Source organism: Lacibacter luteus (assembly GCF_004118265.1).
Lineage (GTDB): Bacteria > Bacteroidota > Bacteroidia > Chitinophagales > Chitinophagaceae > Lacibacter > Lacibacter luteus.
On sequence record NZ_SDHW01000001.1, the window covers coordinates 1,672,876 to 1,692,551 of the forward strand.

Sequence of the window (19,676 nt, forward strand, 5' to 3'; positions counted from 1 at the left end):
AAAATAAGGAGATGAGTGTATAAACCACTATTTCAACGTTCTTTTAACAGCAGATACTGACCAATTGATTTTTTAGCTGATGAGCGTACCGAGCAATGCGCATCTTCGTTGTGTCACTCACTTGTACAGAATACCGAAAATGAGCAAAAGCTTATTCAAAATAAACCCGTACTGTTTGATACAACAACCGGCTTTGCGTATACTGGCTGGTACTTTTTTCTGAGAAGCCCTGCAAACCCAGTAACCCTGCTGCATTGCCTTTGTTAATCGCAACTTCCAGGTAACCGGCTGCATTAAACAGGGCCAGCTTTTCCCCTTCAGGCACATCTGCATACGTTTCGCTGATGCGGTCGATCACCTCATCCCGTTTAAATACAATTTTAAAACGCCGGCCTTTGCGTTGCGCTTCAAACTCTTCCTGTGTAATGTTGACAATGACGTTTTCAAAATGATCGATAGAGATGATTTGCCCCTCAATGTACTGGCTGTTGGTAATGGGTCTTACAGGGTTGCGCACCTGTATCGATACTGATGCATCGCCAACCTCTTGCAGACTTTTACCTGCTAAGAGTTGCAGCACTGCTTTACCAAACACTTCAGCACAGGCAAGCGTGTTGCGTGCTTTTGTTTTATCGAGCGGTAAAGCAACAACCTGCTCTGGTGTTTCTTCCAGTATCATGGTGATAAGGCCGTTATCGGCCAAAAGATAATGCTGGTTGTTATGTTTCACCAACAGCAAATGATCGGGTTGGTACTGAAAGAGATTTACAAGTATAAGATGAAAGCTGTTTTGCGGAAACAGCCTCGTGGCATTGCGGATGATGTAAGCAGCCTGAGGATCGTTAAACGGCGAAAGCTGGTGTGTGATATCGATGAGCTGAAACGACGGATCCTGTTGCAACAACACTGCTTTTACGGCCCCGGCAAGATAATCCTGCTCTCCGATGTCTGATGTGAGGGTTAGTAAAGCCATTGATGCGTAAACGTGTTGAAACGAAAGATAAACAATAATCGGTTGCAGAAAGCAGCATTCATTTTATCTGCAACGGCACAAACCTACTGGAGAATTTTATTTAATCAGCTTTCCTTCCTTAAAGAAAAACTTGTGAATGTATTTATCGGCAAGTGTTGGTAAAAACTTACTCATCCACACAGTTGCTTTGCCTGTTAACGTAAGTACTACAGCACGTTTACGTTTAGCAATGGCGTTGTAAATATGCAAAGCACAGTCTTCTGCACTCATCAGTTTCGATTCATCCATTGGTGTTTCGCCAATTGGTTTGCCTTCGCCGTTTAATGCAGTAGTGCGGATTTTGGTTGCAATAAAGCCCGGCGATACCCACAATACATTTACATCATGATCTTTCATTTCAACCCGCAATGCTTCTAACCATCCCTGCATCGCAAACTTAGATGCGGAATAAGCACTACGGCCGGGTATACCCCTGTTGCCTACAATGGATGAAATGCCTGCAACTGTTCCTTTGCGTTGAATGATGTATGGCAATGCAGCTTTGGTTGTATAAACAGTACCCCAGAAGTTTACATCCATCAAACGTTTATATGCCGATGTTTCGGAGTCGATGATTAATGCACGCATTGAAAGTCCTGCGTTGTTGATGAGGATATCAATACCGCCAAATGCTTTCACTGCAGTTGCAATAAAATGATTGCAATCCTGTTCGTTGCTAACATCTGCAACAAACGTATGCAAAGGCCTGCCAACAAATTCCTGTTGTAAAGCATAAAGCTTATCGTTGTTTCTGCCACAGGTAGCCACTTTTGCACCCTTGCTTAAAAACAATTCCACCAGCGCTTTACCAATACCATCGCTGCCACCTGTAATTACTACAACCTTATCCTTAAAATCCATGCTTATTCGTTTAGTGCAAAAGTAGTACAAACAGAAAAGCCTCCGTGTGGAGGCTTTTGTTTCTGTGATCCCGCTGGGACTCGAACCCAGGACCCCAACATTAAAAGTGTCGTGCTCTACCAACTGAGCTACGGAATCTCAAAACGTTTCCGTTTTTTTGGGAGTGCAAAAATAGGGTAATTACAGTTGCCTCCAAATTTTTTAAACTAAAATGTTTTTACTTTTTTCTTTACGATACGTTTCAATCTTCTGAAACCCAACAGCACCGTGCATTTTACTCTGTTTCCTCGCTCACAAATTTTTCTTTCATTTTTTCCAACAGCTTTGTTTCAATCATCTTAGTTGCAAGATGAATCATATTCACAAATGCTTTTGATGTGGAAATACCGTGCCCAACAATCACCGGTTTATCAATTCCTAAAATTGGTGTGCCGCCATAAGTTTCAAAATTGAAACGTTTAAAATAATCATCTTCATCCAGGTTGCGAGACTTTGAAATATCAAAGATCGATTCGCCCAGTTTTAAAATAACATTACCGGTAAATCCATCACACACCATTACATCAGCTTTGCCGGTTAATATTTCACGACCTTCAATGTTGCCGATAAAATTAATGAGCTTACTTTCTCTTAACAATGGATAAGCAGCCTGTGCCAATAAATTGCCCTTGCCTTCCTCTTCACCAATATTGATCAATCCAACTGCAGGGTTTTCTATTTCAAGAATATTTTGAGCATAGATACTTCCGAGAATAGCGTTTTGCAATAAATTCTCCGGCTTACAATCGGCCTGCATACCCACATCGAGAATCAATCCATAACCACCTTCTACTTTGGGAATAACAGTTGAAATTGTAGGACGCTGTACACCTTCAATGGCACGAATAGTATAAAACACACCCACCATCATTGCACCTGTGTTACCGGCACTGATAAATGCATCAATTTTTCCTTCGGCCAGCAACTGCAGACCCTTGTTCATGGAGGAGTTGGGCTTATCCCGTAATGCTTTGGTAGGCGACTCCTGCATATCCACCACTTCGGTAGTATGCAAAAAAGATACAGCTGCCGGTACAGAAACAAAATGCCTGCGCATAATGGTTTCGTCACCAATCAGCAGCAATTTAATACCAGGGGTAGCTTCGGCTAAAAACAAATCTACGCCCAACAGCGGCTGCTGAGGGGCGTAGTCGCCACCCATCATGTCAATACCTATGACCATGCAGGTAAGTTAATTATAAAAGCTTATGCTTTTGCGGGAGCTTTTTCAGCTACTAATTTTCCTTTGTAGTACAGTTTACCTTCGCTCACGTGTGCACGGTGACGGGGATGTGTTTCGCCCGTAGTGCTGTCTTTTGTTAAAGTAACACTCACTGCTGAATAGTGTGTACGACGTTTCGCACTGCGTTGTTGTGAATGTCTGCGCTTTGGATTTGGCATATCTTTAAATTTTACTCGTTTCTAAATTTATCTAACCCTTTCCAGAGGGATTTGTTTTCGTTTTCCTGCGGGTTCATCTGAGCTAGCTTGGCCAACACCTCTTTGTTACAGTGTGGTCCGCCCATCTCACTTTCCCTGCACATCTTTTGCATGGGTATGCTGAGGTTAATAAACTCGAAGATCCAGTTTTTCACATGCAGATGACTTTCTGTACGTGAAATGTAGAACACATCCGGACTTTCTTCTTCGTCATTCATCTTCTCCGGTTCATCGGTCATTTTCACCAGCATCTCAAATTCGTCCCACAGTTCTAAAGGCAAATCGTTTCCGCATCGGTCGCAAAGCACACCTAAGCTTCCACCTACCTCAAACTTCAGCAACATAAACCCTGTATTCTTTTCCAGTTCAAGTTTTACGTTGGCTTTACAGTTTTTAAAGTCCTGTTTTCCGAATTCTTCAAAGAACCTGTCGTCAATTTCATATAGAAACTGATGTGTGCCGGATTTTAACCCTACAAATGCTATTTCAAATTCCCGGCGGCTCGACATAATACCCCTTTTTAAAGAGTTTGCAAAGGTAACCGAAATACCATTTCCTGCCAAACCAAATATTGGTTTTCTTTCGGCTTAAAGTTCCTGTAAGTACTAATTTAACCTCCTTTGGACTGTAAACCAGTATTGCCTACCCTCTTTAGAGTAGCAAAAAGCGTTCTTAAATTATTGTTGCACATTGACTATCAGCCAAAAGCTTATTACAAACCAATCCCGAAAACCGGTTTACCCCGTAAATTTGACAGCAATGACCTACGGCAAACTTATACGGATATCGCTGCTTATTACGCTCCTCATCCTTGCCCTTTCTATATTTTTTATAGCAGGCAATCATGGCTGGATCGAAAAAAATTATGCCAATGGCTTTTACCCGGGCCTTAGCCGTTTTTTGCGTATCCTGTTTGGCTGGATCCCCTTCAGCCTGGGCGATATTCTTTACAGCATTGTTTCGGTTAGCGTACTTTGGCAACTGGGCAAATTTGTTGTGCGCCTTTTTCATAAAACCGATAGCTGGCGCAAAAAACTTACGCCTTTGCTTACAGCAGGTATTATTCTGTTATTTGTATATGTGTACTTCTATCTTTTTTGGGGATTGAATTATTACCGGCAGGGAATTGAACAGCAGCTGGGTTTAAAAAACGGTAAGTTCGATAAGCAGCAGTTGATCGATTTAAACAACTACCTGCTATTGCAGATGAATAGCCGAAAAGAAATCTGCCTGCAAAAGAAAGACACGACCATGAATAATGACCGCATGTTTCAATCGGCATTGCAGGGTTATCAAACACTGGAAAAACAATTCCCCTTTTTGCGATACAAACACGCATCATTAAAACCTTCAATGTTTGGTGAAATTGGAAATTATGTGGGTTTCCAGGGATATTACAATCCATTTACAGGCGAAGGCCAAGTGAACACAGCTATCCCCAATTTTCTGCAACCTTATGTTGTATGCCACGAAATGGCGCACCAGATCGGTTACGCCAGCGAAAGCGAAGCCAACTTTGTTGGTTTTCTTTCTGCAACACATTCAAACGACACACTTATGCAATACTCCAGTTATCTCGATATGTTTTTGTATGCATGGGGTAACCTGAGAGCTGTTGATTCAACTGCAGCAAAACAGTTTGGCGATCAACTTCACCCCGGTGTTAAACGGGATCTGGTTGCTTACAGAAAATTTGTAACCGATCATCGTACGTTCCTGAGCGACTGGACTGATAAGCTGTACGATTATTATCTGAAACAAAACCGCCAACGAAAAGGAATTGAAAGTTATGGCGAAGTAACAGGTTGGGTGTTGGCCTACCACCATAAATACGGGCTTAAGTAAATACTATATTTGTTTGCAACATTCCTGTTTTAATAACTGCTTAATTCAACTTCATGCGTTTACTTTTTGCATTATTCATTTGTCTTTTTTCATTTCTATATACCCATGCGCAGGACAACAGTTTCTTTACAATTAAAAAAGACAGCTCGGGTTTTATATTAACGGAAAAAGGTGCAGCACATCTTGCATCGCTTCCGTTGAAATGTATTGAACAGGAATATCCCAATAAAACCAATCATCTTTCCAACAGCGACAGCGATCATGTGTTGAAACCACATCAACTTCATCCATCGTTTTACGGTTGTCTCGATTGGCATTCTTCTGTTCATGGCCACTGGATGCTGGTGAAGCTTTTAAAATCATTTCCTCATTTAGCAAACGCAGCAGAAATACGCAGCATACTCGCCAAAAGTTTTGCCGCAGATAATATTTTAAAAGAAGTAAAATATTTCGACTTGCCACTTGCGGCAAGCTGGGAACGTACTTACGGTTGGGCATGGCTCTTGAAACTCGATGAAGAATTACTGCAATGGGATGATGCTGATGCAAAAACATGGCATGCAAACCTGCAACCGCTTACCAATAAAATCGTTGATCTCTGGACAAAATTTTTACCCAAACAAACATATCCTAACCGCACAGGTGTTCATCCGAATACAGCGTTCGGATTAGTATTTGCACTGGACTATGCAAGAGCAGCCAAAAACACAACCTTTGAATTGAATATTACAAAAGCAGCACTTACACTTTTTCAAAAGGATAAAAATGTACCGGCTTCATGGGAACCGAATGGCTCTGATTTTCTTTCACCATCGCTGGAAGTGGCCGATCTGATGCGCAGGGTATTACCTAAAAAAGATTTTCCCGTTTGGTTTAATCAATACATCGGTACGTCTGCTTTAAAACATCTTTTTGTATTACCGGTGGTATCCGACAGAAATGATTACCAGATCGTGCATCTTGATGGACTTTGTTTCAGCCGCAGCTGGTGCATGAACGGTATTTCAAAAGCATTACCTGCAAATGATCCACGTAAAAAAATGCTGATGCGTGCTGCTATCAATCATCTTACAGCTTCATTGCCCAATGTTGTAAGCGGTGGTTATGGCGGAGAACACTGGCTGGCGAGCTTTGCTGTTTATGCATTGTTTCAGTAAAATCAGAATTTATTCTTCCACATCATGCTTTCAACCGGTTTGTTTGGCTGACCGCTGTACTTGGCATTTGACTTCTGGTTGTACTTCACTTCAATTTCTCCTTCCACAGGGAAATAAATAAGCTGACCGATGGGCATGCCTTTGTACACCTTCACGGGTTGTTTAACCGAAATTTCCAATGTCCAGTTACCGCAAAAACCAACATCGCCTTTACCGGCGGTTGCATGAATATCGATACCCAAACGGCCTGTTGATGATTTACCTTCCAGGAAAGGCACATGCGCATGTGTTTCGGTGTATTCCAATGTTACACCGAGGTAAAAAATATGCGGATATAAAACAATTCCTTCGTCAGGAATTTCGAAGTACTCAATTTCGTTGTGCTTCTTTGCATCAATCATGTGTTCTTTATAAGTAGCCAATGTACTTCCTAAATGCACATCGTACGAATTGGAGCCAAGACAGCTCCTGTCGTACGGCTCAATTTTAATGGTTCCCTTTTCAATTTCCTCCAGGATTCTTTTATCCGATAAAATCATATACTTCTCTTTAGATTTGTATGCATTGAAATACTGAACCCGCAAGCTAAATTCTTAATTCTACAATTGGCACTCGTTTATCAACATACTATCAACAGCGGCACAAGGGCCGGTCTTTGGCGCATAGAAGAAGCTGAAGATTTTTTTCTTGAAAAAGTACCGTTGAAGCGTGATGTATCGCATCCGCACAAGCGTTTACAACACCTCGCCGGCCGCTATCTGTTACCTACGCTGTTTGAAGATTTTCCGCTGGAAGAAATTTTAATTGCCGATACACGCAAGCCTTTTCTGCCCGATGAGAAATATCATTTCTCCATTTCGCATTGTGGCGATTATGCAGCAGCAATTGTAAGCTCTACACAACGTGTAGGGATAGATATAGAAAAGGCTTCGGAAAAAATTTTACGGGTAAGTCACAAGTTTTTAACCGAAAGGGAAAAGATGCTGCTTGATGAACAAATGAGTGCACAGCAGTTATTACAACTTACATCGCTGATGTGGAGCACAAAAGAATCGATGTTTAAATGGTTTGGCGATGGCGGTGTTGATTTTCGTGAGCATATGCACATCGAAAATATTGAAGGCTCAGATGAAGAAGGAAAACTCATCTGCAGTTTTCGCAAACATGAACCATTGCCACTTACAGTACATTATCGTTTCCTGTACGATTTGGTAATGAGTTGGGTTGTTAGTTGAGGAAAGCCTGTGGCCGATAGTTTTAAGTCATTATTCAAAAACAGACTAACTACTATCGGCTGTCTAGTAAAGGCTAAATGATATTCACTTCCCTTTCCAGCTCTACTCCAAACTTTGCTTTCACACTCAGCATTATTTCTCCGCTCAAATCATAAATTTCTTTACCGGTAGCTGCACCGTAATTTACCAGCACCAATGCTTGTTTTGCATGGCAACCTGCATCGCCTTTGCGATAACCTTTCCACCCGCATTGTTCTATCAACCAGCCTGCCGCCAGCTTCATTGTACCATCGGGATTTGTATAAGCTACCAGCGATGTAAACTCATTCTTTAACTGATCGTACTGTTCTTTGCTGATGGATGGATTCTTAAAGAAACTTCCTGCGTTGCCGATCTGCTTCGGATCGGGCAACTTCGACGAACGGATATTGATGACTGCCTGCGATATAGCGGTAATACTCAACTCCTTCACCCCTATTTTTTCCAGCTCTTCGTTAATGGCGCCATACGTTGTATGAAAGATGGGATTTTTTCTTAACCTGTACGTAACCGTTAGTATTACAAACTGGTCTTTATACTTTCGTTTGAACACACTTTCACGATAACCAAATGCACAATCTGTTGCAGAAAACGTTACAACCGTTTTATCGGTTAAGTGATAAGCTTCCAGCTCTTCAAACACATCTTTTATTTCCACACCATACGCACCAATGTTCTGCATGGGGCTTGCACCTGCATTACCAGGTATCAAACTTAAATTCTCCACGCCTGCCCAACCCTGTTGTACACAATGCTGCACAAAGCTGTGCCAGTTAACACCGGCGCCAACTTTTATATATACAAACTGTTCATCTTCTTTTACTAATTCAATACCGGAAATACCATTCTTTAACACCAGTGCCTGCACATTACCTGTAAATAAAACATTACTGCCGCCACCTAATACCATACGGGGTATACGTGGCGCAAGATGTTGTATGTATTGCAGAATTTCCTGCAGTTGTGTAACCGAATTAAACTCGGCAAAGAGTTTTGCCTTTACATCAATACCAAATGTATTGTATTGCCTGAGTGAAAGATTTTCGTGAATTTGCATGTAATACCAAATTTTAAACTACTTAAGCTTGAAGGCAGGTTTCTACATTCAGGCTTGTATTATGCCGCAGCAATATGGTTCAACAATACGCATATAGCAAACGGCATGGTTGCAAAATAAAGCATTTATGAACGGACAAACAGCAGTTGTAATTGGCGCCACAGGATTAGTTGGATCGGCATTGGTTGAACAACTCTTAAACGATGATGCATTCAGCCGTGTACGCATTCTTGTTCGGCGTGCTGTAAACCTGCAACATCCAAAGCTGGAAATATGCATTACCGATTTTTCCAACTACGAACATTACCAACAGCAGCTTGGTACCGGCGATTGTATTTTTTGCTGCATCGGTACTACCATGGCACAGGTAAAAGGCGATAAAGTTTTATACCGCAGTATTGATTTTGATATACCTGTTAATGCTGCCCGTTTTGGCAAAGCTGCAGGCTTTCAGCAATATCTATTGGTATCGGCCATTGGTGCCAACAGCCGTTCACGCTTTTTTTATACACGATTAAAAGGCGAAGTGGAAGAAGTAATTGCAACGTTTGGTTTTAACAGCTTTCATATTTTCCGTCCGTCATTTTTAATGGGCAACCGCATGCAACATCGAACAGGCGAAAGCATCGGGATTACTTTGTTCCGTATGTTTAAATTTCTTCTGCCATCGAACTATAAAGGTATTAATGGAACTGATGTTGCAAATGCAATGTTGCTGGCAGCTAAGAAAAAGGAATCCGGTTTACACGTTTATGCTTACAGTAAGATGCTTGAAAAAGCCTGAAACAGTCAGATTTATGACTTAAACTGCTTATCTTGAGCAAGCAATCAACAGTTTAATTAGTTTTACAAAAAAATTAAAAATGAATTTATTTGTCGCCGGCTTACCCTATGATGTAGATGATGCCGAATTAGAAGAAATCTTTGAAAAGTTTGGCAAGGTAGTTTCTGCCAAAATTTCAATTGATCGTGAAACCGGAAAAAGCCGTGGCTTTGGTTTTGTTACAATGGAAAATGAAGCTGATGGTAATGATGCCATTGAGTTATTAAATGATATTCAGCTTGGCCGCAGCAAGAAACCACTTGTTGTTAAGAAAGCAGAAGACCGACCAGGTGGCGGAAGCAGTGGCGGTGGTGGAGGCTATCGTCCTGGCGGCGGTGGCGGTGGTTATCGCCCCGGTGGTGGCGGTGGTGGATACCGTCCCGGTGGCGGCGGTGGTGGTAACAGAGGTGGCGGCGGCTACGGTGGTGGAAACGGCGGTAGCGGTGGTGGATATGGCGGCGGCGGTCGTCGGTATTAATCAACATAAACGACTTCAAAAATCCCTCTCAACGGAGGGATTTTTTATTTACCGGCATACCTGAAACCTGAACATAAAAATTAATATGTCGTAAATTTCCGATGAATAATTACGCAAAAAAATCGGTCAAAAGTACCCGCCGAAATAAGCTTACGTGTAACGAAATTTGTATCAGAAGTTAAGAATCCAATTCCTGAAGAAAAATCCGTACTCTATCAGAACTGACAGACCAATGATCCTTTGAAAACTAAAAAATTAAAATCCGTATTCATGAATCCGATCCATCATCCCTATTAAAACAATTATTTACCTCTTGATGGAAAAAATTTTACTCTTGCAAAATCCCCCGGCTTTCGGGGGATTTGCTTTTTTACTACGCCATCAAACTTTATACAAATTGCTGCTATAGTTTTGCAGCATGGCCGTTTCGTTTAAGCAATTGGTAAAAGATGAACTCCGCTCCTTAGTTGAGCTGAAAAAATCCGAACGCCTTTGGCACATACCGGTACTGGCATCACTTTGTGTAGGTATTCCCTTGCTCATTGGTTTATATTTTAACCGTCTTGACTATGGCATCCTCGCCAGTACTGGTGGTATGGTTATTCTTTATCTGCCTTCATCTGCTTCTTTTGCTCAGCGGATGATCACACTCGTGGTTTGTTCGTTTGGCTTAGCTTTTTCGTTTGGGGTGAGTATTGCATTTAGTTTTAATCCTTATCTATCAGCCTTGGTGTTAGGACTGATCGCATTTACCGCACATTGGGTTACCCGTTATTTTCAAATGAAACCACCCGGTGGTTTTTTCTTTGTGATGATCGCTGCTATTGCCAGCAGCATGCAGTTCGATTTCAATACCATCCCCACACGTATTGGTTTGATCGTGATGAGTGGTATGCTTACCTGTGTACTTGCGTTCTTTTACAGTTTATACATTATCAGAAAAGGAAAGTTTACACAGGAAACAACTTCGCTTGCAACCAACCCGTATACCAAACTGGTTGAATCGATCATCATTGGTGCAGTGCTGGCTGTTGCATTACTGGTGAGTCATTTATTGAAACTGGAAAAGCCTTATTGGGTTCCTATTTCCTGTGCAGCAGTCATGCAGGGTATCAGTCTTCATCATGTATGGCAACGAAGCATCCAGCGTATACTCGGAACATTTATTGGGTTGGGTGTAGCCTGGTTACTGTTGCAGGTTGAAATGACTGCATTAACTGTTTGCCTCAGTATTATGTTACTGCAGTTTATTGTGGAGATGCTGGTGGTGAGGCATTATGGATTAGCAGTTATTTTGATTACACCACTTACGTTGTTTTTAGCAGAAGCAGGAACAGCGATGACTGCAGACCCAAATCAACTTATTGCAACACGTTTACTTGATACAGTGATTGGAAGTGTGATTGGTTTGCTGGGTGGATGGGTTTTGCATAACCAGCAGGTGCGTGAGAGTACTGAGCGGAGAATACGGAAGACGAGGGTGGCGATATTGAGGAAGTGATTGATGATCCTTATGGATATGCTTGCTAACTAAATGCCAAAATCGTCAGAATCATAAATAAATAACGAGGAGATCACGTTTATCTGCCATCATGAAAAAGATCAAACGAATACTGCTGATTCTTTTACTTATTTTATTAATCGGCTTCCTCATTCCTCAATCGTTTACAATTCCGGTAAAAGGTGCAAGCAAGAAAAGCTACAATCAACAATCCTTCTGGGCTTACCCTTGGGGAACATCAATAACACATAAGGGTGTTGATATTTTTGCAAAAGAAGGAACAGAGATCGTTTCCTCAACCAGTGGAATTGTACTTTACACCGGAACGATCGAGAAAGGCGGTAATATTGTTTTGATACTTGGTCCTAAGTGGAGATTGCATTACTACGCTCATCTTAAAGAAATCAAAACATCTTCATTCGCATTTGTAAGTTCAACGAAAACGATTGGAACAGTTGGCACAACAGGCAACGCAGCAGGAAAAGCACCACATTTACATTATACCATCAAATCGCTCATTCCTCTTCCATGGAGAAAAGACACATCAATACAAGGATGGAAGAAAATGTATTACCTGAACCCCGTTGAATATTTGAATACTGCTTTAAATTAACAAAGTAATTACGGCTTGAAAAACAAAAAAAGAGAACTTAGTGATTATGAAGCTTCAAATTATCTGCATTTTGGGTTTCCTTTTGTATTCCTTTAATTCTCTTTTTGGGCAAACAAACCAATATGTTTGCAAAGACTATTTATCCGACACTTTATCTGTAGTTATTCTACCTTTCACAACAGCAAGAAACCCATTTGCTACAAAGTTTAAGCCTGCAATTCGCCCTAAAATCGACTATTGTTTGATTGAAGAATTGTTAACTAAGGCCATTCATACAATTTACAAAGACCACTTATTAAGTAAGCGTACAATGTGGATTGAAGAAATCATGACCTCCTATAAAAAGCTATTGATATTTGCAACAGATAACAACGCACAATCATTTGTTTGGATAAATTGCCTATGCAAAACTCAAGGAGATTATTGGCGTTCACACATACCTCTTATTTTTGACGGTGGACCTTGCTATTTCAATCTTAAATTAAATCTTACAACAAGAGAATATTTTGATTTCTCTATAAACAGCCAAGGGTAGTCTCTTTTTACATCTTATCTACATCCGCAATCAACACCACACTTTTAAAATTTGGATGATTATGCAACAGCACCGTTTGTGCATGGATCATTTCTTTACACTGATGAATCAGCTGTGCATCTTTCGGCAGCTTCAACACCAGTTCCATAATGTACTGGTTACGCACTCTGTTCACCACCGGTTCTGCCGGACCAACCATATAATTTGCAAACAAAGGCTGCATGTTTTCACCCACCAGTTGTGCAGCCGCTTCTACGGTTTCTTTTTGTTTGTGCTTAAGTGTAAGCTGTATGATGCGTGTAAACGGCGGATAATAAAACTGTCGTCTTGCCTGCAACTCAACAGAGAAAAACAATTTGTAATCGTGTGCTTTTACAAACTGCAAAACCGGATGATTGGTATTTGCTACCTGTATCATCACATGCCCATCTGCATCTTTTCGTCCGGCACGACCACTCACCTGCTCCATCAATTGAAAAGCACGTTCGTTCACACGAAAATCAGCAAAGCTTAATAAACTGTCTGCATCAAGAATACCTACCAGATTTACTTTTTCAAAATCCAAACCTTTCACCACCATTTGTGTGCCCACTAAAATATCAATGCGGTGCTGCTCGAATTGTTGAATGAGTTGATCATGTGCCGTCTTCCCACTCACCGTATCATAATCCATGCGTGCAATCTTTGCTTTGGGAAACAGTTCCTGCAATTGCTCTTCCACTTTCTCCGTACCAAAATTGTGCTGCATAAAATCATGACTGCCGCATGCTTCGCAAGTGCTCACCGTTGGATAAACCGTACCGCAGTAATGACACTGCAGTTTATGTTTGAATTTATGATAGGTTAAACTCACATCGCAATAACGGCAATGCGGAATCCAGCCGCAGGTTTTACAAACCTGGTGTGGTGTGTAACCACGACGGTTCTGAAACAGGATCACCTGTTTTTCCTGCGCCAGCGATTTTTCAATTGCTTCCTGCAACGCAGGAGCGATCATTACTTTTTCTTTTGTTTGCTTGAACAATGGTTTGGTATCAACCAACTCAATGGATGGCAACGCACCTTCACCAAAACGCTCCATCAATTCAACCAAACCATATTTTCCGACATGCGTATTGTAATAAGATTCTACGGAAGGCGTACCACTGCCCAGCAACATTTTAGCACCAAACACAGAAGCATAATAAGCAGCTGCATCTCTTGCGTTGTAGCGTGGCGCAGGCTGTTGTTGTTTGTAACTGCTGTCGTGTTCTTCATCACAAACAATTAAACCAAGATCCGCAAACGGAAGAAACATGGAACTCCTTGCACCCAGTACTACTTTCATTTCACCGCTCTTGATCTTATTCCAGATTTCAATACGTTCGTTTTGGTTGAACTTGCTGTGATAAATACCAATGTATCCTCCAAAATGTTTTTGCAGTCGACGAATGATCTGTGCTGTTAATGCAATCTCCGGCAGCAAGTACAATACCTGCTTTCCTTTGCGGATATATTCTTCAATGAGTTTAATGTAAAGTTGCGTTTTACCACTGCCAGTAACACCGTGCAGCAGACAAACAGGTTTTGTTTCGAATGATGTTCTTATTTCACTCAACGATTTCTGTTGAGCAGCTGTTAATTCAAAATCAATCGAAATGTTTCTCGGCAGGTTGAGCAAACGATCAACTGCACGTTTTTCTAAAAACAAAATACCTTTCTCTACCAATCCTTTCAATTGCGCATCGCTTGCATTGCTCTTTTTCAGCAATGCTGTTTTGCTTACCTCGCCTTCTGTTTTTATTAAATGCAGATAACTCAACAGCAATTCCATTTGCTTGGGTGCACGGCTCCAGTTATTCAGCAACTCACTTAACTGGTCTTCATTATCGTATTGCGGGTTCAGCAATACAAATGTTTCCTTTTTGGCGGAATAAGTTTCCTTCAACGATTCCCATACAAAACAAACCCGCTTCTCGATCAAGCGTTTTACTACAGTATAAATATGCGAACTGTCGAGTATCTGCTGCACTTCGGGCAACTTCAACTCCTTTCTTATCAATAATGCTTCTGCAACTAAATATTCATCGTGATCGAGTGTAGAAAAATCTTCACCGATCTCTTCGTTGTACAATAAAATAGTTTCACTGCTGAGTTTGAAATGTGCAGGCAATGCAGCCGCCATCACTTCACCTTCGGTGCACAAATAATAATTGGCGATCCAATCCCACAACTTTAACTGTTGTTCATGAATGATCGGCTCCACATCCAGCACATTCAATAAAAATTTCGGATCGAATGCTGCAGGCTTGTTATTATGAATAGACTTGACAACACCCGCATAACGTTTCTTCCGTAGCTCCACTTCCACACGCACACCAACACGCACCTGTTCGAGCAACCGATCAGGAATACTCCAGGTATAGTTTTTTGGAAGAGCGAGTGGTATAATAATTTCTGCGTAGCGTAAGCCCCCATCCCCTAAAGGGGGGAATATCTCCGCAGGTTTATCTGCACTATTATTTTCATCAACAAATAAATCCATGAGCAGATAAAATTAGGGAAGAATAAAAACAATTGGAGTGTGTATTTACTCCCCTTTAGGGGATGGGGGCTTTATCCAGCTCGCCTTATATTCCTTCAGCTTTGCTTCCATTGCATCGTACACTTTTTGTTTGAAGGCAGGTACATCAAAGGGCGTATAACCTTCGGGAGAAATCTCTTCGAGATAAACAGTTCTTAATTTACCGGGGGTGATGGAAAATATACTTCGCCAATGCATACGATCAACTGCATCTAAAAACAACAATGGCTTGATGGGTGTTTGTGTTTCAATGGCCAACCGAAAAGCACCATCATAAAAATCGATCAGGGGTTTATCGGTCATGTTGAAAGTTCCTTCGGGTGCGATGTAGATAGAGATTTCTTTGTTCAATACTGAACGCAAAATTTTTACGCTCTTCACCCTGTTCTCTGCACTTCCACGCAAAACAGGTACTACTGCTGCATTGTAAATGATACCAAACACCGGCACTTTGCCCATTTCTGCTTTCCCCAAAATGCGTAATGGCTGACGAATTGCTTTCAGCATCTGCGGAATATCCATGTAGGAATTATGATTGCTGACAAAAATGTAAGACTGATGTTCCCTGATCTCCTGTTCAATAATCCGTTTATGATAAATACCGATCATGAACAACCATGCATCGGCCCACCAATGTACAATACGCATCACCGCATTACCACCTTTTATTTTCCCGAAGAAAGAAGCGACCAGTACAACGGGCACAACGATCAACATCATGATCACAAACATGATCATGGCATAGATGACGTAAAGAATTTGTAGTGGTTTGAGTAATACTTTCATACTTGTTTCGTCATGTCGACGAAGGAGGCATCTCTATCATTTGATACAGTCTGCAATTTGTGAGACCTCTCCTACGTCGAGGTGACGGACTTTTTGTTATTTATTCTTCAGCTTGCAATCATCAGAGCTTTCTTCAACAATCAATATAACCAAATAAGCTGGCCATGTGCAAAGCAAGTCCCCTTTCAGGGGGATTTAGGGGTTTACTTACAACTCGGGCAATCCCACTCATTCTCCAGATCAATCACTGTTACAATGGTCAAGTGCCGTTGCTTTGGTGCCACAATAATGCGTACATGCTGATTATCTCTTGATGTAACTCCTTCCAACGCATACTTCGGACCTTGTGCTGCATCGAGTTCGCTCTTCTTATAATTCACTTCTGCTTTCTGCACAATTTCTTTTACTTCTTCCTGGGTTATGTGCCGGCATTTCATGCGACAGCGTGCATGCTTGGTGAAATAATAGTCCGATGAGGGATCACGAAAAGCATCAAGGTTATTGGTCTTTTGATTATCGGTTTTATTATCGTTGTCACGCACATCTTCTGTACGTGGTTTTCGTTTATCGTTATCAGTTAGCTGATCCTTGCTGTTACAACGACGGATGAATACCGCTGCAATCAGTAACAGAATGAGCAAAAGATAGGGAAGCGCTTTTTTCATTGTTGTATTTGCTGCACAATAATATTGTTTTTCGTTGAGATGCGGGTGAGCCACCCAAAACAACTGCGGGTGACCCACCCTCACACCAACAATAAACTAAAAACTATAAACCTCCCTACTCCAACAAATACTTAATATCATCCAGCGATAAACTCTTAACAAAACCTTCTTCAGCAGTGATCAGATCTTCGGCGAGTTTCTTTTTACCTGCTGCCAGCTTCATGATCTTTTCTTCCACACTGTCCTTACAGATCATGCGATACGCAAACACATGCGATTGCTGACCGATGCGATGTGTACGATCAATGGCCTGGTTCTCTACCGCTGTGTTCCACCATGGATCAAACAGGAAAACATAATCTGCTGCGGTTAAGGTAAGACCGGCATTACCTGCTTTCAAGCTTAACAGGAAAACCGTCACATCACTTTCTTCATCCTGAAATTCAGCAACCAGGTCCTGTCGTTCAGAAACTTTTGTTTGTCCATCAAGTCGAATGTATTTGATACCTTCTTTTTGCAAGTCACGTTCCAGCAGATCAAGCATGGATGTAAACTGGCTAAACACCAGTGCACGATGTTGAGGAATGATGGTCTTCAATTCATCAATCAAAACTTTCGTTTTAATGCTGTCGTATGCAAACACATCTTCATCCTTTACCAGTTCGCAACTGTTACAAATCTGCCGGAGCTTCATCAAACCAGCCAGCACACTCATCTTGCCTTTGTTCAAACCATTTTCGCTGATATCCATCAACACATTGCTGCGAACATTTTCTTTGATGCTTTCGTATGCGGTACGCTGATCGATATCCATTTCGCACCAAAGCACTGATTCTGTTTTTGTAGGAAGATCAGGTGCTGCCTGTTCTTTCGTACGGCGTAATACAAATGGGCGAATCAGTTTTTGCAAAGCCGCTGCTTTTTCTGCATCTGCTTTTTGTTCAATCGGAATAGCATATTCTCTTCTGAAAAATTCATTGCTGCCTAACAAGCCGGGCAATAAGAAATGCAACTGGCTGTAGAGATCACCCGTACCATTCATCACCGGTGTACCGCTCAATGCAATTTTTGTTTTACCAACAAGCTGCCAAACTGCTTTGGTTATTTGTGCAGATGGATTTTTGATATGCTGACTTTCATCTACCACAATTGTATTCCACGGAATATTTTGCAGCAATGCAATATCCTGTCGCAATGTTCCGTAACTCGTGATGATGATCTTATTGTTGGCATCGTTCAATAAACTTTCATCTCTTCCTGCACCATGAAACACCACTGCTTTAACTGCCGGCGCAAATTTTTCCAACTCCTTCTGCCAGTTGTACAACAAACTTGCAGGCGCTGCAACAAGATGTTGATCATTCGGCTGCTCTTCAATTTTATGTAAGAGGAATGTGATCGTTTGCAATGTTTTACCCAAACCCATATCATCGGCCAAACAACCACTGCCACCTATTTCCGATAACAAACGCAACCACTCATATCCTTTCTGTTGATAAGGGCGCAACTCTTTCACCGTTAATCCTGTTGGCAATGCATATAATGCCTGTTCCTGTTTCTCCCACTGTTTCCATTTACTGAACCATCCTGCACTGATGTCGGTTTTAATTGCTGATGCATCTTCTGTTGTTTCATCCGTTGCTTCACTCATCAGCAACCACTTCGGCACCAGTAGTTCATCTTTACGCACTTTACCATGCCGTATCATCATACCATATTGCTTCAACCAATCTTCACCCAACACGCCCAGACTACCATCTTTCAGCATCACAGCTTTCTGTCCGTTCTGTAAACTTTTCTGCAAGTAGTTAAGCGGAATAATTTCTTTTCCAAACTTCACCATCATACCTAAACATATCCAGCTGTTTTCCGTTTCCTGTTTGCTGATAGTTGTTTCAGCAATATGCGGTGAGTAACGGAAATGTTTCATCAGGTCGATGCCGAGCAGATCAACATCCATCTCCAGCAACTTGTGATATACTTTCAGAAACCAACCTTTCTTCTGCGCTTCAGCAAAAGTGAGATAAAAAAATCCATTGCTTTGGTTCGAAAATTTTTCATGCAGTGATCGAAGAAAAGTAACCAGCTCTTCCTCTTTTTGCTGATGACGGATAATGTTGAGGACCTTACCTGCGCTTTGTATTGTTGCTGTTTCTTCAAAAGGTCCATCGATCACATAACCATCGTACACAAAACGTGGTTCGAGTTTTAGAAATGTATTATTCAGTTCGCTCAACATTACCTGCGGCTGCGGTTCAGCGATCAACTCTTCGCCTTGTGTAATGGCGGTGGCATCCACTTTCAATTCCCATTCCTTCAGCTTTGCGACCACCTGTTCAAATGATGATGGTTCAGCTGTAGTCCATGTGCTGCTGTCTTGCTGTTGCAACCATTCAACCGCATCATGACTTTTTGATGCGAGCTGATAATACGTTGAATCGTTCTCTAATAAAAAATGAAACCGTTTGAACGAAGCAAGTGGCATACGTTCTTTTCCTTTTACTACCTGTATCTCCAGTTTGTAACGATCATTTTCTGCAACAGCATGAAAAGCGAGTTCAACAGGATAAGAATGAAAAACACATTTCACTGTTTGTGTTGATGCAGCATTGACTGTTCCGCTGTGATAAAATTCAAAGCCCTGCAATTGCCGCATTGCACTGATCATCGATTGCAGTTTACGTGCCATTGCTTTTTTCTGCATGGCGGCACGTTCTGTTTCGTTGCTGATGTATTGCGATTGACCAACAATATCGGCTTCTGTTTTCTGCCATTCCCATTTCGAAAAACCCAACAGGGTTTTCATGCCTTCATCACTTAACTGCGGAAAAAACTGTTTGAGGTTGGCACGGCTCAACTGCTGCTCACCCGATGTAATGCCCGTTGCGGTTTTGATCAATTGTCTGATCTCCAACACAGGTCGTTTGGTAAACAAATGCTTCGGCTGAAAGAGTAAATATGTTTTGGTATTACGGTTGTCCATAGAAAAACAAGGGCGGCAAAAATAAGGGGTTGAAAGATGAGGCA

At 41.5% G+C, this 19,676-nt stretch carries 19 protein-coding genes and 1 tRNA gene; 8 read left to right on the top strand and 12 right to left on the bottom strand.

Annotated features, from left to right (window positions below; translation table 11 throughout):
* Positions 1–151: 151 nt before the first annotated feature.
* The 6 genes from ESA94_RS06600 to ESA94_RS06625 form a co-directional block, all read right to left on the bottom strand.
* A complete protein-coding gene (locus ESA94_RS06600) occupies positions 152–973 on the bottom strand; it encodes an SAM hydrolase/SAM-dependent halogenase family protein (protein WP_129130034.1) in 822 nt (273 codons plus the stop codon).
* A 96-nt stretch (positions 974–1,069) separates the two neighbouring features.
* On the bottom strand, positions 1,070–1,873 hold the full coding sequence (locus tag ESA94_RS06605) for an SDR family oxidoreductase (RefSeq protein WP_129130035.1): 804 nt from the start codon (positions 1,871–1,873) through the stop codon (positions 1,070–1,072).
* 65 nt (positions 1,874–1,938) lie between these two features.
* Positions 1,939–2,011 (bottom strand) — tRNA-Lys (locus tag ESA94_RS06610).
* Between the two features lie 136 nt (positions 2,012–2,147).
* Positions 2,148–3,095, bottom strand: coding sequence for a phosphate acyltransferase PlsX (plsX, locus tag ESA94_RS06615; RefSeq protein WP_129130036.1), 948 nt, complete (start codon positions 3,093–3,095; stop codon positions 2,148–2,150).
* 23 nt (positions 3,096–3,118) lie between these two features.
* Complete coding sequence (gene rpmF / locus ESA94_RS06620) at positions 3,119–3,313, bottom strand: 50S ribosomal protein L32 (protein ID WP_129130037.1); 195 nt, start codon at positions 3,311–3,313, stop codon at positions 3,119–3,121.
* An 11-nt stretch (positions 3,314–3,324) separates the two neighbouring features.
* Positions 3,325–3,861: a YceD family protein gene (locus ESA94_RS06625; RefSeq protein WP_129130038.1), complete on the bottom strand. Its 537-nt coding sequence runs from the start codon at positions 3,859–3,861 to the stop codon at positions 3,325–3,327.
* A 250-nt stretch (positions 3,862–4,111) separates the two neighbouring features.
* Here ESA94_RS06625 and ESA94_RS06630 point away from each other — a divergent pair, with 250 nt between their 5' ends.
* On the top strand, positions 4,112–5,197 hold the full coding sequence (locus ESA94_RS06630; RefSeq protein WP_129130039.1) for a DUF3810 domain-containing protein: 1,086 nt from the start codon (positions 4,112–4,114) through the stop codon (positions 5,195–5,197).
* 53 nt (positions 5,198–5,250) lie between these two features.
* Complete coding sequence (locus ESA94_RS06635) at positions 5,251–6,354, top strand: DUF2891 domain-containing protein (RefSeq protein WP_129130040.1); 1,104 nt, start codon at positions 5,251–5,253, stop codon at positions 6,352–6,354.
* Between the two features lie 2 nt (positions 6,355–6,356).
* Here the strand turns inward: ESA94_RS06635 and dcd are convergent, their stop codons facing one another.
* Positions 6,357–6,893 carry a dCTP deaminase gene (gene dcd / locus ESA94_RS06640; RefSeq protein WP_129130041.1) on the bottom strand — a complete coding sequence of 179 codons (537 nt, stop codon included), beginning with the start codon at positions 6,891–6,893 and terminating at the stop codon, positions 6,357–6,359.
* A gap of 66 nt (positions 6,894–6,959) precedes the next feature.
* Between dcd and ESA94_RS06645 the strand changes: the two genes are divergently transcribed.
* Positions 6,960–7,589 (top strand): 4'-phosphopantetheinyl transferase family protein, encoded by a 630-nt coding sequence (locus ESA94_RS06645; RefSeq protein ID WP_129130042.1) that lies wholly within the window; start codon positions 6,960–6,962, stop codon positions 7,587–7,589.
* A gap of 73 nt (positions 7,590–7,662) precedes the next feature.
* Here ESA94_RS06645 and murB read toward each other — a convergent pair whose 3' ends face one another.
* Positions 7,663–8,685 carry a UDP-N-acetylmuramate dehydrogenase gene (murB, locus tag ESA94_RS06650; RefSeq protein WP_129130043.1) on the bottom strand — a complete coding sequence of 341 codons (1,023 nt, stop codon included), beginning with the start codon at positions 8,683–8,685 and terminating at the stop codon, positions 7,663–7,665.
* A 127-nt stretch (positions 8,686–8,812) separates the two neighbouring features.
* Here murB and ESA94_RS06655 point away from each other — a divergent pair, with 127 nt between their 5' ends.
* The 5 genes from ESA94_RS06655 (at position 8,813) to ESA94_RS06675 (ending at position 12,635) form a co-directional block, all read left to right on the top strand.
* Positions 8,813–9,469 carry an NAD(P)H-binding protein gene (locus ESA94_RS06655; protein WP_129130044.1) on the top strand — a complete coding sequence of 219 codons (657 nt, stop codon included), beginning with the start codon at positions 8,813–8,815 and terminating at the stop codon, positions 9,467–9,469.
* Positions 9,470–9,548: 79 nt separating this feature from the next.
* Positions 9,549–9,986, top strand: coding sequence for an RNA recognition motif domain-containing protein (locus ESA94_RS21745; RefSeq protein ID WP_129130045.1), 438 nt, complete (start codon positions 9,549–9,551; stop codon positions 9,984–9,986).
* Between the two features lie 418 nt (positions 9,987–10,404).
* Positions 10,405–11,487 carry an FUSC family protein gene (locus tag ESA94_RS06665; RefSeq protein WP_129130046.1) on the top strand — a complete coding sequence of 361 codons (1,083 nt, stop codon included), beginning with the start codon at positions 10,405–10,407 and terminating at the stop codon, positions 11,485–11,487.
* Between the two features lie 91 nt (positions 11,488–11,578).
* Positions 11,579–12,100 (top strand): M23 family metallopeptidase, encoded by a 522-nt coding sequence (locus ESA94_RS06670; RefSeq protein WP_129130047.1) that lies wholly within the window; start codon positions 11,579–11,581, stop codon positions 12,098–12,100.
* A gap of 46 nt (positions 12,101–12,146) precedes the next feature.
* On the top strand, positions 12,147–12,635 hold the full coding sequence (locus ESA94_RS06675; protein ID WP_129130048.1) for a hypothetical protein: 489 nt from the start codon (positions 12,147–12,149) through the stop codon (positions 12,633–12,635).
* Between the two features lie 7 nt (positions 12,636–12,642).
* Here the strand turns inward: ESA94_RS06675 and priA are convergent, their stop codons facing one another.
* From priA to ESA94_RS06695, 4 genes are all read right to left on the bottom strand, one after another.
* The gene (gene priA, locus ESA94_RS06680) at positions 12,643–15,159 is read right to left on the bottom strand and encodes a replication restart helicase PriA (protein WP_129130049.1); all 2,517 of its coding nucleotides are present in this window, start codon (positions 15,157–15,159) and stop codon (positions 12,643–12,645) included.
* A 45-nt stretch (positions 15,160–15,204) separates the two neighbouring features.
* Positions 15,205–15,984 (bottom strand): lysophospholipid acyltransferase family protein, encoded by a 780-nt coding sequence (locus ESA94_RS06685; protein ID WP_129130050.1) that lies wholly within the window; start codon positions 15,982–15,984, stop codon positions 15,205–15,207.
* Between the two features lie 203 nt (positions 15,985–16,187).
* A complete protein-coding gene (locus ESA94_RS06690) occupies positions 16,188–16,649 on the bottom strand; it encodes a DUF4258 domain-containing protein (protein ID WP_129130051.1) in 462 nt (153 codons plus the stop codon).
* Positions 16,650–16,764: 115 nt separating this feature from the next.
* Positions 16,765–19,632 (bottom strand): DEAD/DEAH box helicase, encoded by a 2,868-nt coding sequence (locus ESA94_RS06695; protein ID WP_129130052.1) that lies wholly within the window; start codon positions 19,630–19,632, stop codon positions 16,765–16,767.
* Positions 19,633–19,676: the final 44 nt, after the last annotated feature.

What these genes read in the sequence shown, in the direction of transcription:
- ESA94_RS06600 (WP_129130034.1), bottom strand. Translation starts at nt 973, where the DNA reads ATGGCTTTACTAACCCTCACATCAGACATCGGAGAGCAGGATTATCTT.
- ESA94_RS06605 (WP_129130035.1), bottom strand. Translation starts at nt 1,873, where the DNA reads ATGGATTTTAAGGATAAGGTTGTAGTAATTACAGGTGGCAGCGATGGT.
- plsX (WP_129130036.1), bottom strand. Translation starts at nt 3,095, where the DNA reads ATGGTCATAGGTATTGACATGATGGGTGGCGACTACGCCCCTCAGCAG.
- rpmF (WP_129130037.1), bottom strand. Translation starts at nt 3,313, where the DNA reads ATGCCAAATCCAAAGCGCAGACATTCACAACAACGCAGTGCGAAACGT.
- ESA94_RS06625 (WP_129130038.1), bottom strand. Translation starts at nt 3,861, where the DNA reads ATGTCGAGCCGCCGGGAATTTGAAATAGCATTTGTAGGGTTAAAATCC.
- ESA94_RS06630 (WP_129130039.1), top strand. Translation starts at nt 4,112, where the DNA reads ATGACCTACGGCAAACTTATACGGATATCGCTGCTTATTACGCTCCTC.
- ESA94_RS06635 (WP_129130040.1), top strand. Translation starts at nt 5,251, where the DNA reads ATGCGTTTACTTTTTGCATTATTCATTTGTCTTTTTTCATTTCTATAT.
- dcd (WP_129130041.1), bottom strand. Translation starts at nt 6,893, where the DNA reads ATGATTTTATCGGATAAAAGAATCCTGGAGGAAATTGAAAAGGGAACC.
- murB (WP_129130043.1), bottom strand. Translation starts at nt 8,685, where the DNA reads ATGCAAATTCACGAAAATCTTTCACTCAGGCAATACAATACATTTGGT.
- ESA94_RS06655 (WP_129130044.1), top strand. Translation starts at nt 8,813, where the DNA reads ATGAACGGACAAACAGCAGTTGTAATTGGCGCCACAGGATTAGTTGGA.
- ESA94_RS21745 (WP_129130045.1), top strand. Translation starts at nt 9,549, where the DNA reads ATGAATTTATTTGTCGCCGGCTTACCCTATGATGTAGATGATGCCGAA.
- ESA94_RS06665 (WP_129130046.1), top strand. Translation starts at nt 10,405, where the DNA reads ATGGCCGTTTCGTTTAAGCAATTGGTAAAAGATGAACTCCGCTCCTTA.
- ESA94_RS06670 (WP_129130047.1), top strand. Translation starts at nt 11,579, where the DNA reads ATGAAAAAGATCAAACGAATACTGCTGATTCTTTTACTTATTTTATTA.
- ESA94_RS06675 (WP_129130048.1), top strand. Translation starts at nt 12,147, where the DNA reads ATGAAGCTTCAAATTATCTGCATTTTGGGTTTCCTTTTGTATTCCTTT.
- priA (WP_129130049.1), bottom strand. Translation starts at nt 15,159, where the DNA reads ATGGATTTATTTGTTGATGAAAATAATAGTGCAGATAAACCTGCGGAG.
- ESA94_RS06685 (WP_129130050.1), bottom strand. Translation starts at nt 15,984, where the DNA reads ATGAAAGTATTACTCAAACCACTACAAATTCTTTACGTCATCTATGCC.
- ESA94_RS06690 (WP_129130051.1), bottom strand. Translation starts at nt 16,649, where the DNA reads ATGAAAAAAGCGCTTCCCTATCTTTTGCTCATTCTGTTACTGATTGCA.
- ESA94_RS06695 (WP_129130052.1), bottom strand. Translation starts at nt 19,632, where the DNA reads ATGGACAACCGTAATACCAAAACATATTTACTCTTTCAGCCGAAGCAT.